This window comes from Shewanella metallivivens (genome assembly GCF_028750675.1).
GTDB classification, from domain to species: Bacteria; Pseudomonadota; Gammaproteobacteria; order Enterobacterales; family Shewanellaceae; genus Shewanella; species Shewanella metallivivens.
Genome location: NZ_JAQQPZ010000013.1, coordinates 1,134,423 through 1,150,274, shown reverse-complemented (window position 1 = coordinate 1,150,274; position 15,852 = coordinate 1,134,423). Strand labels below are relative to the sequence as shown.

At 47.4% G+C, this 15,852-nt stretch carries 16 protein-coding genes; all 16 read left to right on the top strand.

Going from position 1 to position 15,852, the window contains the following annotated elements:
* Window positions 1–8 precede the first annotated feature (8 nt).
* The 16 genes from PQR79_RS17865 to PQR79_RS17790 all read left to right on the top strand — a co-directional run bounded on the left by PQR79_RS17865 (window position 9) and on the right by PQR79_RS17790 (window position 15,814).
* Window positions 9–257 (top strand): acyl carrier protein, encoded by a 249-nt coding sequence (locus PQR79_RS17865; protein WP_188925514.1) that lies wholly within the window; start codon window positions 9–11, stop codon window positions 255–257.
* Window positions 257–808 carry a COG4648 family protein gene (locus PQR79_RS17860; protein ID WP_238104577.1) on the top strand — a complete coding sequence of 184 codons (552 nt, stop codon included), beginning with the start codon at window positions 257–259 and terminating at the stop codon, window positions 806–808. Before PQR79_RS17865 ends, PQR79_RS17860 begins: the two co-directional genes overlap by 1 nt.
* Window positions 801–2,168, top strand: a complete 1,368-nt coding sequence (locus PQR79_RS17855; RefSeq protein WP_238104578.1) for an AMP-binding protein — start codon at window positions 801–803, stop codon at window positions 2,166–2,168. Before PQR79_RS17860 ends, PQR79_RS17855 begins: the two co-directional genes overlap by 8 nt.
* Entirely contained in the window at window positions 2,161–2,535 is a 375-nt protein-coding gene (locus PQR79_RS17850; protein WP_238104580.1) for an ApeI family dehydratase, read from the top strand. The genes PQR79_RS17855 and PQR79_RS17850 overlap by 8 nt, the downstream gene beginning before the upstream one ends.
* Entirely contained in the window at window positions 2,532–4,274 is a 1,743-nt protein-coding gene (locus PQR79_RS17845; RefSeq protein WP_238104583.1) for a glycosyltransferase family 2 protein, read from the top strand. The genes PQR79_RS17850 and PQR79_RS17845 overlap by 4 nt, the downstream gene beginning before the upstream one ends.
* 4 nt (window positions 4,275–4,278) lie before the next feature.
* On the top strand, window positions 4,279–5,838 hold the full coding sequence (locus tag PQR79_RS17840; protein WP_238104585.1) for an HAL/PAL/TAL family ammonia-lyase: 1,560 nt from the start codon (window positions 4,279–4,281) through the stop codon (window positions 5,836–5,838).
* A complete protein-coding gene (locus PQR79_RS17835; RefSeq protein WP_238104588.1) occupies window positions 5,839–6,270 on the top strand; it encodes an acyl-CoA thioesterase in 432 nt (143 codons plus the stop codon). It abuts the gene before it with no gap.
* Window positions 6,270–7,034 carry an outer membrane lipoprotein carrier protein LolA gene (locus PQR79_RS17830; RefSeq protein ID WP_238104589.1) on the top strand — a complete coding sequence of 255 codons (765 nt, stop codon included), beginning with the start codon at window positions 6,270–6,272 and terminating at the stop codon, window positions 7,032–7,034. The genes PQR79_RS17835 and PQR79_RS17830 overlap by 1 nt, the downstream gene beginning before the upstream one ends.
* Window positions 7,034–9,433 (top strand): MMPL family transporter, encoded by a 2,400-nt coding sequence (locus PQR79_RS17825; protein WP_238104591.1) that lies wholly within the window; start codon window positions 7,034–7,036, stop codon window positions 9,431–9,433. The genes PQR79_RS17830 and PQR79_RS17825 overlap by 1 nt, the downstream gene beginning before the upstream one ends.
* Window positions 9,434–10,696: an NAD(P)/FAD-dependent oxidoreductase gene (locus PQR79_RS17820; protein ID WP_238104593.1), complete on the top strand. Its 1,263-nt coding sequence runs from the start codon at window positions 9,434–9,436 to the stop codon at window positions 10,694–10,696. It begins immediately after the preceding gene.
* An 88-nt stretch (window positions 10,697–10,784) separates the two neighbouring features.
* A complete protein-coding gene (locus PQR79_RS17815; RefSeq protein WP_238104595.1) occupies window positions 10,785–11,285 on the top strand; it encodes a DUF3261 domain-containing protein in 501 nt (166 codons plus the stop codon).
* A 26-nt stretch (window positions 11,286–11,311) separates the two neighbouring features.
* Entirely contained in the window at window positions 11,312–12,514 is a 1,203-nt protein-coding gene (locus PQR79_RS17810) for a beta-ketoacyl-[acyl-carrier-protein] synthase family protein (protein WP_238104597.1), read from the top strand.
* Between the two features lie 4 nt (window positions 12,515–12,518).
* Complete coding sequence (locus PQR79_RS17805; protein WP_238104599.1) at window positions 12,519–12,998, top strand: hotdog family protein; 480 nt, start codon at window positions 12,519–12,521, stop codon at window positions 12,996–12,998.
* A gap of 66 nt (window positions 12,999–13,064) precedes the next feature.
* A complete protein-coding gene (locus PQR79_RS17800) occupies window positions 13,065–13,790 on the top strand; it encodes a 3-ketoacyl-ACP reductase FabG2 (protein ID WP_238104601.1) in 726 nt (241 codons plus the stop codon).
* A complete protein-coding gene (locus tag PQR79_RS17795; protein WP_238104603.1) occupies window positions 13,787–15,013 on the top strand; it encodes a beta-ketoacyl-ACP synthase in 1,227 nt (408 codons plus the stop codon). Before PQR79_RS17800 ends, PQR79_RS17795 begins: the two co-directional genes overlap by 4 nt.
* 30 nt (window positions 15,014–15,043) lie before the next feature.
* Window positions 15,044–15,814, top strand: a complete 771-nt coding sequence (locus PQR79_RS17790; protein WP_238104605.1) for a hypothetical protein — start codon at window positions 15,044–15,046, stop codon at window positions 15,812–15,814.
* Window positions 15,815–15,852: the final 38 nt, after the last annotated feature.

Below are 15,852 nucleotides of genomic sequence, written 5' to 3'. Positions count from 1 at the left end.
GAGTCAGCATGCAAAATCGTGATCAAATTCTTGCCATGCTCAGCACCATTTTAGTGGATGAGTTTGAAATAGACCCAGCAGACATTAGCTTAGATGCATCATTGTATGAAGAATTAGATTTAGACAGCATTGATGCCGTAGATTTAGTGATTAAATTGCAACAACTCACCGGCAAAAAAATTCAACCAGAAGAATTCAAAACCGTGCGAACCGTCAATGACGTGGTTAACGCTGTGGAAGGACTCATGCAAAGCTAATGCGCTTACTCTTGCAGATCATTACCACGTTAGTGATTGTTGCGTACCCGTTAGCCGTGTATTTTGGATTACAGTATTTACCGCCCGGTTACATCGCTTTATTGCTGTGTGTGTTACTGCTTACTCGTATGATAGTGACCAAGCAACAAGTGCGGGCAATGGTATTACCGCTTGTGGTAGGGATAGCCTTAACTGGGGCAAGTTTTATTGCTAAACGTAATGACTGGCTACTGTATTACCCGCTCGTCATTAACCTCAGTCTATTGAGCTTATTCAGCTATTCGTTAATGCGTGGTCCAAGCATGATTGAGCGGCTAGCTCGTATACAAGAGCCTGACTTACCAGGCTCTGCAATTGACTATTTGCGCACCGTAACCAAATTATGGTGCGGGCTATTTGTCGTAAATGCTGCCATGGCAGCCTACACTGCAATAGCCACCACAATCGAAATGTGGACGCTTTACAACGGACTGATAGCTTATGTATTAATCGGCATGCTACTCAGTGGTGAATGGATTTATCGCAGGTTTTGGCTGAAAAAACATGACTAAACTTTTGCTTAACTGGTTAACCAACGGGCCAGCAGCCCAACAGCTGATTAGCTTTGACCATCATGACATTATGACGGGCTCGCTATTTTGCGCCCACGTCACTCACCTGCACAAACAGCTTAGCCAAAGCGATGCTAAACGTTGGTTACTGGCCGCGCAAAAGAGTGATTTATTTGCTGCAGGCTTGTGCGCAGCACTGCTCGCAGGTAAACAAGTGATATTACCTGCTAACACTCAGCGCGGCACGTTAAGCGAGCTAAACCACGAGTTCGACGCCATTATCGCCGACAAACCATTATGTGAAGCAGGCGAGTTTGTTGCACTCAAAAAAGAGCTCAGCCTTCCTGCGGCAACTTGGCCACAAGCCACGACCTTAGGTGAGCTGATTTTATTTACCTCTGGCAGTAGTGGTCAGCCTAAAGCCATTAGCAAAACCCTTGCTCAGCTGGATGCCGAAGTCAGTGTTTTAGAGCACACCTTTGCCCAACATTTGCCGCATTGCTCAGTGGTCTCAACGGTATCGCACCAACATATTTATGGATTGTTGTTTAAAATTTTATGGCCGTTAGCAGCAAGTCGGGCTTTTTTAAGCGAGCAAATCGACTTTCCTGAAACCCTAAGCTATTACCTGGCCATCATGCCCAACCTATGTTTAATTAGCAGCCCAGCTCAATTAACTCGATTGCCCGATGCCCTAGACAACCAAGCACAGCAGCGGATCCCAAGTTTAATTTTCAGCTCAGGTGGGCCATTAAGTTTTGAGTCAGCACAGGCGGTAAAACAATGCTTTAAGCAATTGCCCATTGAAGTGTTTGGCAGTACCGAAACTGGCGGTATCGCCTATCGTCGCCAGTATCTGCCTCAACAAACTTGGCAGCCGTTTGAGCGGGTAAACGTCAATGCAGATCCGCACGATGGTGCATTAATGTTACAGTCGGTTTACTTAGACAATCCAGACACCTGGATAAAGTGTGATGATAAAATCGAGTTGCTTGAAAATGGCCAATTTCGTTTACTGCACCGCTTAGATCGTATCGTTAAAATAGAAGAAAAACGCTTATCACTGGCACAGCTAGAGCACTTGTTACAAACTCACCCCTTTGTCAGCGAAGCTGCCGTCGCGGTATTAGAGCAACCACGCACTATGCTAGGCGCGGCCGTATGCTTAAATGAACTTGGCAGACAAACCCTCAAAGACGAAGGTAAGTTAGCGATTAATACTGCCCTCAAAAATCACTTACTGAGCCAGTTCGAACGTATCACCTTGCCTAAACGTTGGCGCTACCCAAAAGCCTTGCCGCTTAACAGCCAGGGCAAACGTACTTCAGCAGATATAGCAGCTTTATTTATTCATGATTAAATCCGTATTACCAAACATTATTCATCAACACGCCGAGGGTGATCAATGCCATTGGCGCTTGTTCATTAGTGGCGAGTTGGCTTTTTTTGATGGCCACTTTCCTGAGCAAGCCGTACTACCAGGTGTCACGCAACTGGATTGGGCGGTAAAGCTAGGCTGCGACGCCTTTGGTTATAATGCCAATGTCGCCACGCTTGAAGTGCTTAAATTTCAGCAGCTCATTTTGCCCAATACCTATGTTGATTTAGTCATTGAACATCAACCACAAAAGTCAAAATTAACATTCAGCTATCGTGATGGTGACAAACGCTTTGCGTCTGGACGCATAGTGCTTAATGGCGCAATGAATACCGAGCGTGCCTCATGACATTGGCGTTAGTGATCCCTAATTACAACCACCATATCGCGATAGAAAAAACCTTAACCGATTTGGCCAAGTACCAATTGCCCTGCTATTTGGTCGACGACGGCAGTGACGAGCAAACACGTTACGTACTGCAAGCATTGGCTGATAAATTTAGCTGGGTGACGTTAATTCAACATCCTTATAATCGCGGCAAAGGGGCGGCAGTAATGAGCGGCTTGCGCCAGGCTTACCGTGACGGTTTTAGCCATGCCTTGCAAGTTGATGCCGACGGCCAACATAATTTAGCCGACATCCCCTTAATGATATCCGCCAGCGAGCAACAGCCTAATGCCTTGATATCAGGCCAACCTCAATACGATGAGTCGGTGCCCAAAGGTCGACTGTATGGCCGTTACATCACCCATTTTTGGGTGTGGGTAGAAACCCTTAGTTTTGACATTCAAGATTCGATGTGTGGCTTTAGGGTGTATCCACTTGCCGCGACTGAACAATTGTTTAGCCAGCAGGCATTAGGCGAGCGCATGGATTTTGATATTGAAGTCATGGTGAAACTGCACTGGCAAGGTACACCAGTCGTGCATGTGCCAACCAACGTGATTTATCCCGAGGATGGCATCAGCCACTTTCAGGGCGTAAAAGATAATGTGCGCATTAGTTGGATGCACACTAAATTATTTTTTGGCATGCTTGGCCGCTTGCCACGCATTATCACTAAGCAAAATCAGAGCGATCAATCATTGCAAACCACCCAGCATTGGTCTGCCATGAGTGAGCGCGGCAGCTTTTGGGGGATTAAATTTTTAGCCCAATGCTATCGCCTTGGTGGGCATTGGTTATGCCGTGCAGTCATGTATCCGGTGATTTGTTATTTCTTTCTCACCGGAAAAACCGCCCGTGATGCCTCATTAGCCTTTTTACACCGAGTACAACAGCAACAACCTAACCATCCACAACTAAACCGCCCAGTAAGTTGGCGCGACAGCCTTAAACACTTCTTTGCTTTTGGCAATGCGGCACTGGACAGAATAGATGCCTGGTGCGACAGAATTAACCTCGCCCAAGTCGACTTTAACGACCGGCATATTTTGGCAAATCAAGTGGCCACTGGGCGCGGTGCAGTATTGATTGTGTCACATTTGGGCAATATGGAACTGTGCCGCGCGATATCTAGCCACCAGCAAAAGGTCAAGGTGAATGTGATGGTGCTGACCCAACACGCTGAGAACTTTAATAAAGTCCTGCAGCAACTTAATCCACAAAGCAGCCTGAATTTAATCCACGTCAATGAGCTAGACCCTAGCACCGCCATGTTGTTGCAACAAAAAGTTGAGCAAGGTGAAATTGTAGTCATTGCAGCAGACCGCACATCATCAAGCAGCCAAGGACGTGTGACCTATTTACCTTTTTTAGGCCAAGATGCGGCATTTCCGCAAGGGCCATTTATTTTGGCCAGTTTATTAGATTGCCCAGTGTATACCCTATTTTGTATTCGCCAACATGGCCGTTATCAAGTCTATGTTGAGCACTTAAGTGACACACTTAAAGGCCCTCGAGCCGGCAGAACAGCACGCTTAACCGATGCAATGACTCAATATAGTCAACGTTTAGCCCATTTTGCGCAACTCGCGCCAATGCAATGGTTTAACTTTTTCGATTTTTGGCGCAAGGACGAGCTGGTTACCCGTAATCACCCGCCCTCACAATCGCGCGCAGCCCCATTACCCAGTCAGGACAGATAATCTCATGAGCCACACATCTTCAGCAGACGCTTTTGATAACATCGTGCATTTTGGTCAACAGCACCTCAGCCTAGAGCAAGTGGTTGCGGTAGCCAAAGGCGCCCAAGTTAAACTGAAAGACACCGCTGACTACGTTGAATATATTCAAAAAGGCGCTCGCTTTATTGACAGTTTATTGCACGAAGAAGGCGTAGTGTATGGCGTGACCACAGGCTATGGTGACTCATGCACCGTCAATGTCAGCCTAGATTTAGTCCACGAGTTACCGCTGCATTTAACCCGTTTTCATGGTTGTGGCCTAGGTGATATTTTTAGTCCAATGGAGTCACGCGCCATTATGGCCTGCCGCCTAAACTCATTGGCAGTGGGTAAATCTGGCGTGAGCTATCAACTCTTGCAACGTATTGAATGGCTATTAAACAACAACATCACACCTATCATTCCCCAAGAAGGCTCGGTTGGTGCCAGTGGCGATTTGACCCCTCTGTCTTACCTTGCCGCGGTGTTAGTGGGCGAGCGCGAAGTGATGTATCAAGGTAAACGCCAAGCCACTAAAGATGTATATTTACAACTTGGCATAGTACCCCTGAGGTTGCGCCCTAAAGAAGGCCTGGCATTAATGAACGGCACAGCCGTGATGACCGCGCTTGCGTGTTTAGCCTATGACAGATCGCAATACCTAAGCCGTTTAGCCAGTCGAATCACCGCAATGGCATCGTTAACCCTTAAAGGTAACTCCAACCATTTTGACGATATTTTGTTTGCCGCCAAACCTCACCCGGGGCAAAACCAAATTGCCAGCTGGATCCGCGAAGACTTAAACCACCACACCCACCCGCGTAACTCAGACCGCCTACAAGACCGTTACTCCATTCGCTGTGCGCCGCATATTATTGGGGTGTTGCAAGATGCACTGCCGTTTATGCGCCAGTTTATTGAAACCGAGCTCAACAGCGCCAACGATAACCCGATTGTTGATGGCGAAGGCGAACACATACTGCACGGTGGCCACTTTTATGGTGGGCATATTGCCTTTGCCATGGATGCAATGAAAAATGCTGTGGCCAATATAGCCGACTTAATCGATCGCCAAATGGCACTGGTAATGGACCCCAAATTTAATAATGGTTTGCCGGCTAATTTATCTGCTGCCACTGGCGAGCGACGCGCCATTAACCACGGCTTTAAAGCGGTACAAATTGGTGTGTCGGCCTGGACCGCAGAAGCCTTAAAAAACACCATGCCTGCCAGTGTGTTTTCACGCTCAACTGAGTGTCATAACCAAGACAAAGTCAGCATGGGCACCATTGCCGCGCGCGATTGCATGCGTGTGCTACAACTGACTGAACAAGTCGCAGCAGCAGCCTTGTTAGCCATGAGCCAGGGGATCCAACTGCGGGTGATACAACAAGAGTTAGACCCACAGTCATTAACCCCATCGCTGGCTAAAACCCTTGAGCAGGTAAGCCAAGATTGTGAGCTGCTCACCGAAGACCGTCCTTTAGAATCTGTACTACGTCAAACCGTTGAAAAAATTCAGCTCGGTCAATGGGAGGTGTGTTAAATGAAAGGGTTACTACTCACCGAAATGGAAATGGTGATCCCGTTTCACGATGTCGATTCAATGGGCATTACTTGGCACGGTAATTACCTGCGCTACTTTGAAGTCGTGCGCTGCCTGCTGCTCGATAAACTCGGCTATAACTATCGCACCATGCTGGAATCAGGCTATGCCTGGCCGATTGTCGATGTGCAAATTAAATATGTTAAAAGCAGCACCTTTGATCAAAAAGTCAAAGTAATAGCAGCCATTGTTGAATGGGAAAACCGTTTGCGAATTAACTACCAAATTGTCGATGCCCAAACCAATGCGCGCATTACCAAAGGCTATACCATTCAAGCCGCGGTAGAGATTGCCACTCAGGAGTTATGCTTTGTGACGCCAGAAGTGTTTCAGCAAAAAATTCGCCCGTTATTAGATAAGAGCCAAAGCTAATGCAAGCAATAAAGGGGCTACAACTCATATTAGTCAGTGTTGTGCTGTACTTGAGTACACACACCGCCTTGGTGAGCGCAAACACGACATCGATGTCAGGCGATGCTCAACCTAATACGGCGCAACTGACAGAGACTCAATGGGCACAAATTAACAGCTTGTACCAACAACCGGCTAGCTCGTCAGCGCTTGAGGCATTAGCGCAGCAATTACATTTACAGGCCGATACTCGCGGACAATTCATACAGCAACGTCATCTGGCGGTACTCAAAAAACCGTTACAAAGCCAGGGGCGGTTTATTTTCAGTCCTTCACAGGGGTTGGTTTGGCAACAACATAAGCCTTTTAACAGCTTAATGGTGCTTAAAGATCAGCAGTTAATTCAGCAAAACAGTCAGGGAAAAGTGCAGCAACTTAGCGCCGCAGCTAGCAACAACCCCATCGCACAGCAACTACCGCGTTTACTGCAAGCCATCATGGCCGGCGATATAAACGCACTCAGCACTGACTTTGCCTTATTTATGCCAACAGAAAAAACTGGCCCGCTGTGGCAACTCGGCTTACAGGCAAAAGACCCACAAGTGCATGCCGCTATGGGTAACATCACCCTCAGTGGTGACACACACATTCGCACATTAGTGATGACCCAGCAGCAAGCCAATATTAGCGACTACACCTACATACAATTTACCGACACAGAACAAGGCCCGTTGAGTGACCGCGAACTGGCATTATTTAGCCTTAACCATGAGCTAGCCCAGTAATGCCCCGCGGCCCGCTTAATGTATTGACCTCAACTACAAGCCGCTTTGCACTGTGGCTTATATTGCTGCTGGCCATGTTAATTGGCGGCGTGTGGCAATGGCAACAAGGCGCGCGGATCCAAACTGACATTCTGGCCATGCTGCCACATTTACAACAAGATAAACTCACCGAAACCGCATTAAATACCGTTGAGCAACGGCTTGCAAACCAGGTGTATATCGCCCTATTGGCAGAGAACGACAATCAGGCCGTCGATGCCGCTCAGCAATTCATGGCATCATTACAACACCAGCCACTACAGCCATTTAGCGCCATTAGAAGTGGCGCCGACAACCAAATAACACAGTTAGCCAAAGTGTATTTTGAACATCGCTTTAGTTTACTGACTCAGAAACAAGCACGCGCGCTAGAAACAGATAACTGGCATAAACTATTGAATGCGGCACAAAACCAGTTATATAGCGCCTTTGGTTTTGCTAACAGCCAACTGCTCGCGAGCGACCCGCTGTTGTTATTTCCTGCAAACTTGTTGGCACTATCGCCTAATAGCAAACTTCGTCGCAAGCAGGGGGTTTTACTCACCGACACAGACCATGGTGTGGCTGCTATCGTCATGGCAAAAGGCCGCGACAGTGCGTTTAGCCCTACTGCACAGCAACAGCAAATGCTTGCACTACAAACCGCGTTTAGCCAGGTAAACCAACAGCACCCACAAATCCAGTTTCTTAAGGCTGGGGCACTGTTTCATGCTATTGCTGCAACCGAGTCGGCTAAACAAGAAATCAGTAAAATCGGTGTAATCTCAATGCTAGGCATTGTATTGCTGGTGTGGTTGGCGTTTCACTCTGTTATGCCCTTGGTGGCAGCAACCCTCACCTTAACCACTGGAGTGGTATTTGCTTTTGTCGCCACCCTAAGTCTATTTGGTGAACTGCATTTACTGACTCTGGTGTTTGGCACCAGTTTAATTGGTGTGGCCATCGATTACAGCTTTCATTTTTATTGCGAAAAACAAGCCCACCCGACAGACAATGCCAGTGACACCATCAAACGTATTTTTCCGGCGTTAACACTTGCACTAGCTACTAGCGCCAGTGCATTTATCGCCATTGGTTTTACGCCTTTCCCGGGGATGCAACAAGTTGCGGTATTTTGCGCGGCGGGGTTAATCGGTGCGTATCTCACTTTGCTGTTGGTGTTCCCGCTTTTGGGTAATCACCCGTTAACACACACTAGAGGGTTGGGGGTTGCCCAGGCTTATTTACGCTGGCTACATCGCTTATTTTCTCCCTCTCACGCAGCCAAAAAAGTCGCACTGATGCTACTGCCGGTTGCTGTGCTCGTGATGCTGCTTTTGGGGTTATCGCAAATCACCTCTAACGATGATATTAGGCAGTTGCAGCAAAGCCCTGAGGCGATAACCAGCGAAGAAAACCAGCTAAGACAATTACTCAGCGGCGGCACAGATAATCAATTTATTTTAGTCAGTAGCGCTAATGAGCAAGACTTACTGCACACGCTTGAGCAGCTAACACCCGTATTAGATGCCGCTATCGCAAACAATGAAATCGCCCAAGCGGTTAGCCTTAGTCGTTTTATCCCCAGCATGACGCGCCAGCAACATCACTACCAACTACAGCAACAGCTTTATCAACAACACTTAGCTGAAATCATTGAGCAAATGGGCCTAGATGACAGCATAAAGCCAAGTTTACTGGCCGAGTTAAGCCAAGCTTCGACAACATGGCTGACACCTCAAACAGTGCTTAAGCACGCCAATGATGACTTAACAGCCTTGTGGTTGGGCGATGTTGCAAGCGATGACAGCACACCACTGTATGGCGCCATTGTGTTACTGGGCGGCATTCATTCTCTGCCGTCGTTAACCCAGCGACTCTCACACCAAGATTGGCCTATGGGGCAAGTAACAGTGATAGATAAAGTAGGCGACATATCCACACTAATGGGCCAATATCGCCAGCTAACCTTTCAACTGTTAATGTGGGTATTTGCCCTTGCCAGCATTGCCTTTAGCGTTAAATATGGCATTAAACTGGCACTTGCCATTGTTGCCGTACCAGCGCTTGCGGTGTTACTCACGCTGGCTTGTTTAGGTTTAGTTGGCTCGAGCATTAGCTTGTTTCATGCTTTGGCCTTCATTTTAGTGCTGGGTATTGGCATTGATTACAGCTTATTTTTTGCCGAGGCCAAACACACCAGTAATGGGGTAATGATGGCCATCTTTATGTCGGCCTGTTCAACCTTATTAGCTTTTGGTTTGCTTGCACTGAGCCAAACCCATGCGATTCACTTTTTCGGCCTGACGCTTTTAATTGGCATTAGCTTTGCTTTTGTATTAGCGCCATTTATCTCATTTTTTACAAGGAAGTCACTGTAAATGTTAAGCAGTCAAACAAGCATAGTTAGCCACATGGACGTTGATGTAGCCATTATTGGTGCCGGCCCGTCTGGCGCGATTGCCGCCAGCCTATTGCGTCAGCAAGGTCATAAGGTTGTGGTCGTTGAAAAACAGCAGTTCCCGCGCTTTTCTATTGGCGAAAGTTTATTGCCATGTTGCATGCAATTTATTGAGCAAGCCGGCATGTTAGATGCGGTTAATCAGGCTGGGTTTCAGTTTAAAAATGGCGCCGCATTCCGTCACCAAGGCCGTTACACCACGTTCGACTTTACCGATAAATTTACCCCAGGTCCGGGCACCACGTTTCAAGTTCAGCGTGGCCAATTTGATAAATTGCTAGCCGATACGGCCATCAGTCAAGGCGTCGACATTCGTTTTGGTCATCAGGTTGATTCTGTCGATATCAGTGCCGAACCGACGTTACAAGTGACTAACGAGCAAGGCCAGCCCTATCAAATCAATGCCAAGTTTATTGTCGATGCCAGTGGCTTTGGTCGGGTATTACCCCGATTATTAAACCTTGAGCGGCCATCAAGCTTACCGTCACGCAGTGCCATTTTTACCCATATTGAAGACAACATCTGTGACAGTGAGTTTGACCGCAATAAAATTTTAATTAGCGTTCACCCAGAACATAAAGACATTTGGTATTGGCTCATCCCGTTTAGCAATAACCGCTGCTCTATTGGGGTGGTCGGCGAGCCGCATTTATTAGCGCATTTAACTGGTAGCCTAGAGCAACAACTGCTGGACATTATTGCCCAGGAGCCAGATTTAAAGCGTTTACTTGCTCATGCCAAAGTCGTTCAACCTTGCCAAACGCTACAGGGGTATTCGGCCAATGTCACCACGCTTGCCACCAACAAGTTTGCTTTGTTGGGTAACGCGGGTGAGTTTCTTGATCCGGTATTTTCATCTGGTGTCACAATTGCTATGCAGTCGGCAGCCATGGCGTGTGCAAGTCTTAATAAACAACTCAAAGGCGAAGTCGTCGATTGGCAAGCCGACTACGCCCAGCCGTTAATGCTGGGGGTTAATACCTTTAGAACCTATGTTCAAGCTTGGTATGACGGCCGTTTTCAAGATGTGATTTTTTATCAGCAAGCGAGCAATAATATTAAGCAAATGATTTGCTCTATTTTGGCAGGCTACGCATGGGACACCCACAATCCTTTTGTGAAAGAGTCTGAGCGTCGCCTCAATACCATTGTTGAACTATGCAGGGAGTTAGACGTTGCTTAAGGGTGCTCATGTTATCAAGGTGATTGGCGTACTGTTTTTGCTGGGCACATTGGCCAGCTGTAGTCACCAATTGACACGGCAAAGTTGTATGGCAATCAGTAGTCAGGCTCAGTATTGCCTTGCCCCAACAATCAATGCGCTGCATACCCATAATGAGATCAGCCTGAGCCAAATGATCACTATGCGCCACGGCCAAGATGACCACGAGTTACTGACTCAATTAGAGCTCACCACACAGCGCATGACCTTAGTGGGGCTCGCGCCATTAGGGCAGGCATTATTTACTCTGGTGTACGATGGCCACACCTTACAAAGTGAGCAAAGCCGCTTGTTAGGCGACACCTTTAATGCCGAGTATTTAATGGCCATTATGCAGCTTATCTACTGGCCAACGGAGCAAATAAATCAGCACCTCACTGGTGCTCAACTACGGGTTACTCCATGCGAAAATGCCTTATGTAAACAGTTAATCGATGCCAATGGCGAACAAATCAGTATTAACTATAGTGAGCTCAACCCGTGGCAAGCAAAGATTAGCGTCACGATAAAGTCAGCCGACATTTTGTTGCACATCACGCCACTCGAGTAACCAATGACACAGACTGAGCACAGAATATGAATAACCGAATCGCAATCACCCATATCGGACTTTGCACGCCATTAGGCAACAAGCCTGAAACCGTACTGCAGCGCTTAGTGAATGGCGACACCAGCGCCATGCAATACCGTGATGATTTGTTGTTTAGCGGCCCAACCATTGTGGGTAGCGTAAACGATGACAGCCTGCTTGATATTCCCGCGCATTTACAGTTGTTTGCTTGTCGAAATAATCAGTTACTCCATACCGCAGCAATGCAAATCGCACAGGCAGTGAACCAAGCTAAAGCCCAGTATGGCGCAGACCGAATAGGCGTCGTGTTAGGCACCAGTACCTCTGGAATTGCAAAAGGTGAAGCCGCATTAGCATACCAACTCGAGCATGGGCATTTTCCACCAAGTTATCATTATTCACAGCAAGAACTGGGCAGCACTAGCGACTACCTCAAGCAGTTATTTGAACTTTGCGGCCCTTGTTATACAGTATCAACCGCGTGCTCATCCAGTGCCAAAGTGTTTGCCAGTGCGCAACGGTTACTGCAAGCAAACCTCTGTGACATGGTCATTGTGGGTGGTGTAGACAGCTTATGCCAACTTACCGTGAATGGGTTTCACTCGCTTGAATCCGTTGCTAAAGCGCGTTGCAATCCATTTAGTCTACATCGCGACGGCATTAATATTGGTGAAGGCGCTGCACTATTTACTTTAACCCTAGGCCAAAGCGACGTCATGCTCGCCGGCGTTGGTGAATCTGCCGACGCCCATCATATTTCAGCGCCGCACCCTGAGGGCTTAGGCGCGATTGCCGCCATGCAAGCAGCTTTAACTGCCGCGAATATTCAGCCGGCGCAAATTGATTATGTTAATTTACACGGTACTGCCACCCCAAAAAACGATGCCATGGAGTCGCGCGCTATCACAGCTGTTTTTGGCCAAACACTGCCAGCGTGTAGCTCGACCAAACCCCTAACAGGCCACACATTGGGCGCTGCTGGCGCCATTGAAGCGGCATTTTGTTACTTGTTGCTTAGCCAACACAATCAGCTTGCACAGTTACCGCCGCATATATGGGATGGACATGCAGACCATAATGATCCAAGCATTCCCTTAGTGGGCGCCAACGTTTCACAGCCAGCCAGCTCACTCAGCTACATTATGAGTAATTCATTTGCCTTTGGTGGCAGCAACGCCAGCGTTATTTTTTGTAAAAAGGATGCCTAAAGCCATGTCGTTCCCAATAGCTGACGCAACTTTACTCGCTCAAGATATCAGCGAATTTGTGCCACATCGTGCGCCCATGATTTTGATTGATAACCTTCTAGAGCACCAACCCGACACCTTGCTTACGGCTATCCACATTAGTGAATCAAGCGCTTACTTTGACAGTATTATCAAGGGCGTGCCTAATTATGTCGGCATCGAATATATGGCACAGAGCATTGCCGCCTTAGCGGGTGTGGAAGCCAAGTTAATGAGTGACAAAATACGCGTTGGTTTTTTATTAGGCAGCCGTAAATTACACATGCACATACACCACTTTGTGCTTGGGCAAACCTATCACACCAAGGTAAGCCGCCTTTATCAAGAACCATCCGGTTTAGCGGTGTTTGATTGCCAAATATTTCACCAAGGCCAAATAGTCGCGTCAGCAAACGTTAATGTGTTTCAACCACAAGACACCCAGGCGTATATCAACGATAACTAAACAGGCCCCAGCAACTAATAAACCTAGCAACCCATAATAATAAAACAGCACATCATGGAGAGACTTGTGACTAACAGAGTATTAATTACCGGCTCAAGCCGGGGAATAGGCAAAGCCATTGCCATTAAATTAGCCGAAAACGGCTTTGATATTGCGCTGCATTTTCACAGCAATCATAGTGCCGCGACCGAAGTGCAGCAAACACTTAGCGCCCTTGAGGTTAATGTGAGTTTATTACAATTTGATATTGGCGACCGCGCTGCAGTAAAGCAGGCCATTGAAGCTGATATTGCCGAGCATGGTGCATATTACGGGGTGATTTTAAATGCCGGCATCAATCGCGACACCGCCTTTCCTGCCATGACCGAAAACGAATGGGACAGTGTTATCCACACCAATTTAGACGGCTTTTACAATGTGATCCACCCAACCATTATGCCAATGGTACAGGCACGTAAGGGCGGGCGGATTATTACCCTCGCATCGGTTTCGGGTATTGCCGGTAATCGCGGCCAGGTCAATTACAGTGCTTCTAAAGCAGGCATTATTGGTGCAACAAAAGCATTGTCACTTGAGTTAGCCAAACGCAAAATTACCGTTAATTGCATTGCCCCAGGCTTAATCGAAACCGACATGGTGAGTGATTTCCCCACCGATTTAGTTAACCAAATGGTCCCCATGAAACGCATGGGCAAACCCAATGAAATTGCCGGCCTTGCGAACTTTTTATTGTCTGATGATGCCGCCTATATCACCCGCCAAGTGATCTCGGTCAATGGAGGCATGATATGAAGCGCGTAGTCATTACAGGAATGGGCGGAGTTTCAGCATTGGGCCACGACTGGCAACAGGTTAAAGCCAGTTTATTAGCCAAGCATAATTGTGTGGTCCGCATGAATGAATGGGACCGTTACCCAGACTTAAATACTCGCCTGGCCGCCCCCGTACAAGATTTTGCAATCCCATCGCATTACTCGCGTAAAAAAATCCGCTCTATGGGGCGCGTGTCACTTATGGCAACTCGCGCAAGCGAGCTGGCACTAGAAGATGCCGGGCTGTTAAATGACCCAGTGCTAAGCTCTGGCCAAGTCGGGGTGGCCTATGGCTCATCAACCGGCAGTACTGATCCGATTATGGGTTTTGGTGACATGCTCAAAACTGGCGAAATGTCGGGACTCACCGCCACCAGCTATATCAGAATGATGGCCCACACCACCGCGGTTAATATAGGGGTATTTTTTGGTTTACAAGGCCGAATTCATACCACAAGCAGTGCTTGCACCTCAGCCAGTCAGGGCATAGGTTATGCCTACGAAGCCATTAAATACGGTATGCAAACCATTATGCTTGCCGGTGGCGGTGAAGAACTGTGCCCCACCGAAGCTGTGGTATTTGACACCTTATTTGCCACCAGCACCACAAATGACACCCCAGAGCAAACCCCACGACCGTTTGACAAACAGCGCGACGGTTTGGTTATTGGCGAGGGTGCCTGTACGTTAATACTCGAAGAGCTAGAGCACGCTCAGGCACGCGGAGCAACAATCTATGCAGAGCTTATTGGCTTTGGCACCAACTCAGACGGCCAACACGTCACCCAGCCCAATGCAGAGACAATGGAAGTCGCTATCCGCTTAGCGTTAAAAGACGCACAACTCGCGCCACAAGACATTGGCTACATCAGCGCACACGGTACTGCTACAGACCGTGGTGACATTGCCGAAACCACAGCCACTCATGCAGTATTTGGTGCCAGTACACCAATTTCATCACTCAAAAGCTATACCGGCCACACACTTGGTGCCTGTGGCTCACTCGAAGCATGGACCAGTATCCAAATGATGAATGAAGGTTGGTTTGCGCCCACATTAAACCTTGATGAAGTCGACCCAGAATGCGGCGAGCTTGATTACATTAAAGGCGATATTCGCCAGCTTGAAACGCAATACGTCATGAGCAATAACTTTGCCTTTGGCGGCATCAATACCTCACTGATTTTTAAACGCTGGAATTAACACGACACTCACATGATAAAAGGACATAGCATGATAAAGAATGTAATAAGCATGGCAATCAGTGGATTACTGATTGCTGTTGGGTTACTAAGCTCGTTATTAACCCCATTAGTCAGTGCTCAAGAATCCGTAGTACAAGAGCCGCAATACCTAACTGTATTTCAAGGCGACAACCACGCCCAACAAATACAAGCCATTGAGACCTTAATTATTTCAGGGCCGCAAGATATTGCCGTATATGATGCAATAGAAGCATCACTTAAACGGAGTTTAGCCAGTGCGACAGACAAACACGCTATCGATTATTCATCCTGGCTTGCGAAAGGTTTAGGCTATTCTGGCAATGAGAAATATCGCGCTACATTAACCCAAATCGTTGAGGGTGATTACCATAAAAAATTACGTAAATATGCTAACGAGGGCATCACCAATATTGGCCAATACGCCATTTGGAACCCCATACTGCACACGCCCACCCATGCCGATTTACCGCCACGGTTAAATGCGTATAGCAATGCCTTAAGCAGTAACGACCTGATATTAATCCGCATCGCCGCTAAGCGGATCATGCATGAGCGTGAATATAGTGAGGTGATGCTAACTCAGCTCAGCGAGCAACTTACTCAGCCTCGTCTGCTTGACGACAGCCGTTTAGCCATTGATACCTATGCCTGGCTAGCCAAAGCCCTGGCCAGCTCAGGTAATGATAAGTTTAAAGCTGTCATTGAAGATATGGCGAACAACGCAGCCAATAAAAAACTGCGCAGCTACGCCAAAAAGTACTTAAAAACCTATTTTTAAAACTGATAACAAAACAGATGTGAGTTAATACTCACATC

Excerpts from the sequence above, each read along its gene's own strand:
- PQR79_RS17855 (WP_238104578.1), top strand. The coding sequence starts at position 801 with ATGACTAAACTTTTGCTTAACTGGTTAACCAACGGGCCAGCAGCCCAA.
- PQR79_RS17805 (WP_238104599.1), top strand. The coding sequence starts at position 12,519 with ATGTCGTTCCCAATAGCTGACGCAACTTTACTCGCTCAAGATATCAGC.
- PQR79_RS17790 (WP_238104605.1), top strand. The coding sequence starts at position 15,044 with ATGATAAAGAATGTAATAAGCATGGCAATCAGTGGATTACTGATTGCT.
- PQR79_RS17820 (WP_238104593.1), top strand. The coding sequence starts at position 9,434 with ATGTTAAGCAGTCAAACAAGCATAGTTAGCCACATGGACGTTGATGTA.
- PQR79_RS17810 (WP_238104597.1), top strand. The coding sequence starts at position 11,312 with ATGAATAACCGAATCGCAATCACCCATATCGGACTTTGCACGCCATTA.
- PQR79_RS17840 (WP_238104585.1), top strand. The coding sequence starts at position 4,279 with ATGAGCCACACATCTTCAGCAGACGCTTTTGATAACATCGTGCATTTT.
- PQR79_RS17845 (WP_238104583.1), top strand. The coding sequence starts at position 2,532 with ATGACATTGGCGTTAGTGATCCCTAATTACAACCACCATATCGCGATA.
- PQR79_RS17815 (WP_238104595.1), top strand. The coding sequence starts at position 10,785 with ATGGCAATCAGTAGTCAGGCTCAGTATTGCCTTGCCCCAACAATCAAT.
- PQR79_RS17865 (WP_188925514.1), top strand. The coding sequence starts at position 9 with ATGCAAAATCGTGATCAAATTCTTGCCATGCTCAGCACCATTTTAGTG.
- PQR79_RS17830 (WP_238104589.1), top strand. The coding sequence starts at position 6,270 with ATGCAAGCAATAAAGGGGCTACAACTCATATTAGTCAGTGTTGTGCTG.
- PQR79_RS17795 (WP_238104603.1), top strand. The coding sequence starts at position 13,787 with ATGAAGCGCGTAGTCATTACAGGAATGGGCGGAGTTTCAGCATTGGGC.
- PQR79_RS17850 (WP_238104580.1), top strand. The coding sequence starts at position 2,161 with ATGATTAAATCCGTATTACCAAACATTATTCATCAACACGCCGAGGGT.
- PQR79_RS17825 (WP_238104591.1), top strand. The coding sequence starts at position 7,034 with ATGCCCCGCGGCCCGCTTAATGTATTGACCTCAACTACAAGCCGCTTT.
- PQR79_RS17835 (WP_238104588.1), top strand. The coding sequence starts at position 5,839 with ATGAAAGGGTTACTACTCACCGAAATGGAAATGGTGATCCCGTTTCAC.
- PQR79_RS17860 (WP_238104577.1), top strand. The coding sequence starts at position 257 with ATGCGCTTACTCTTGCAGATCATTACCACGTTAGTGATTGTTGCGTAC.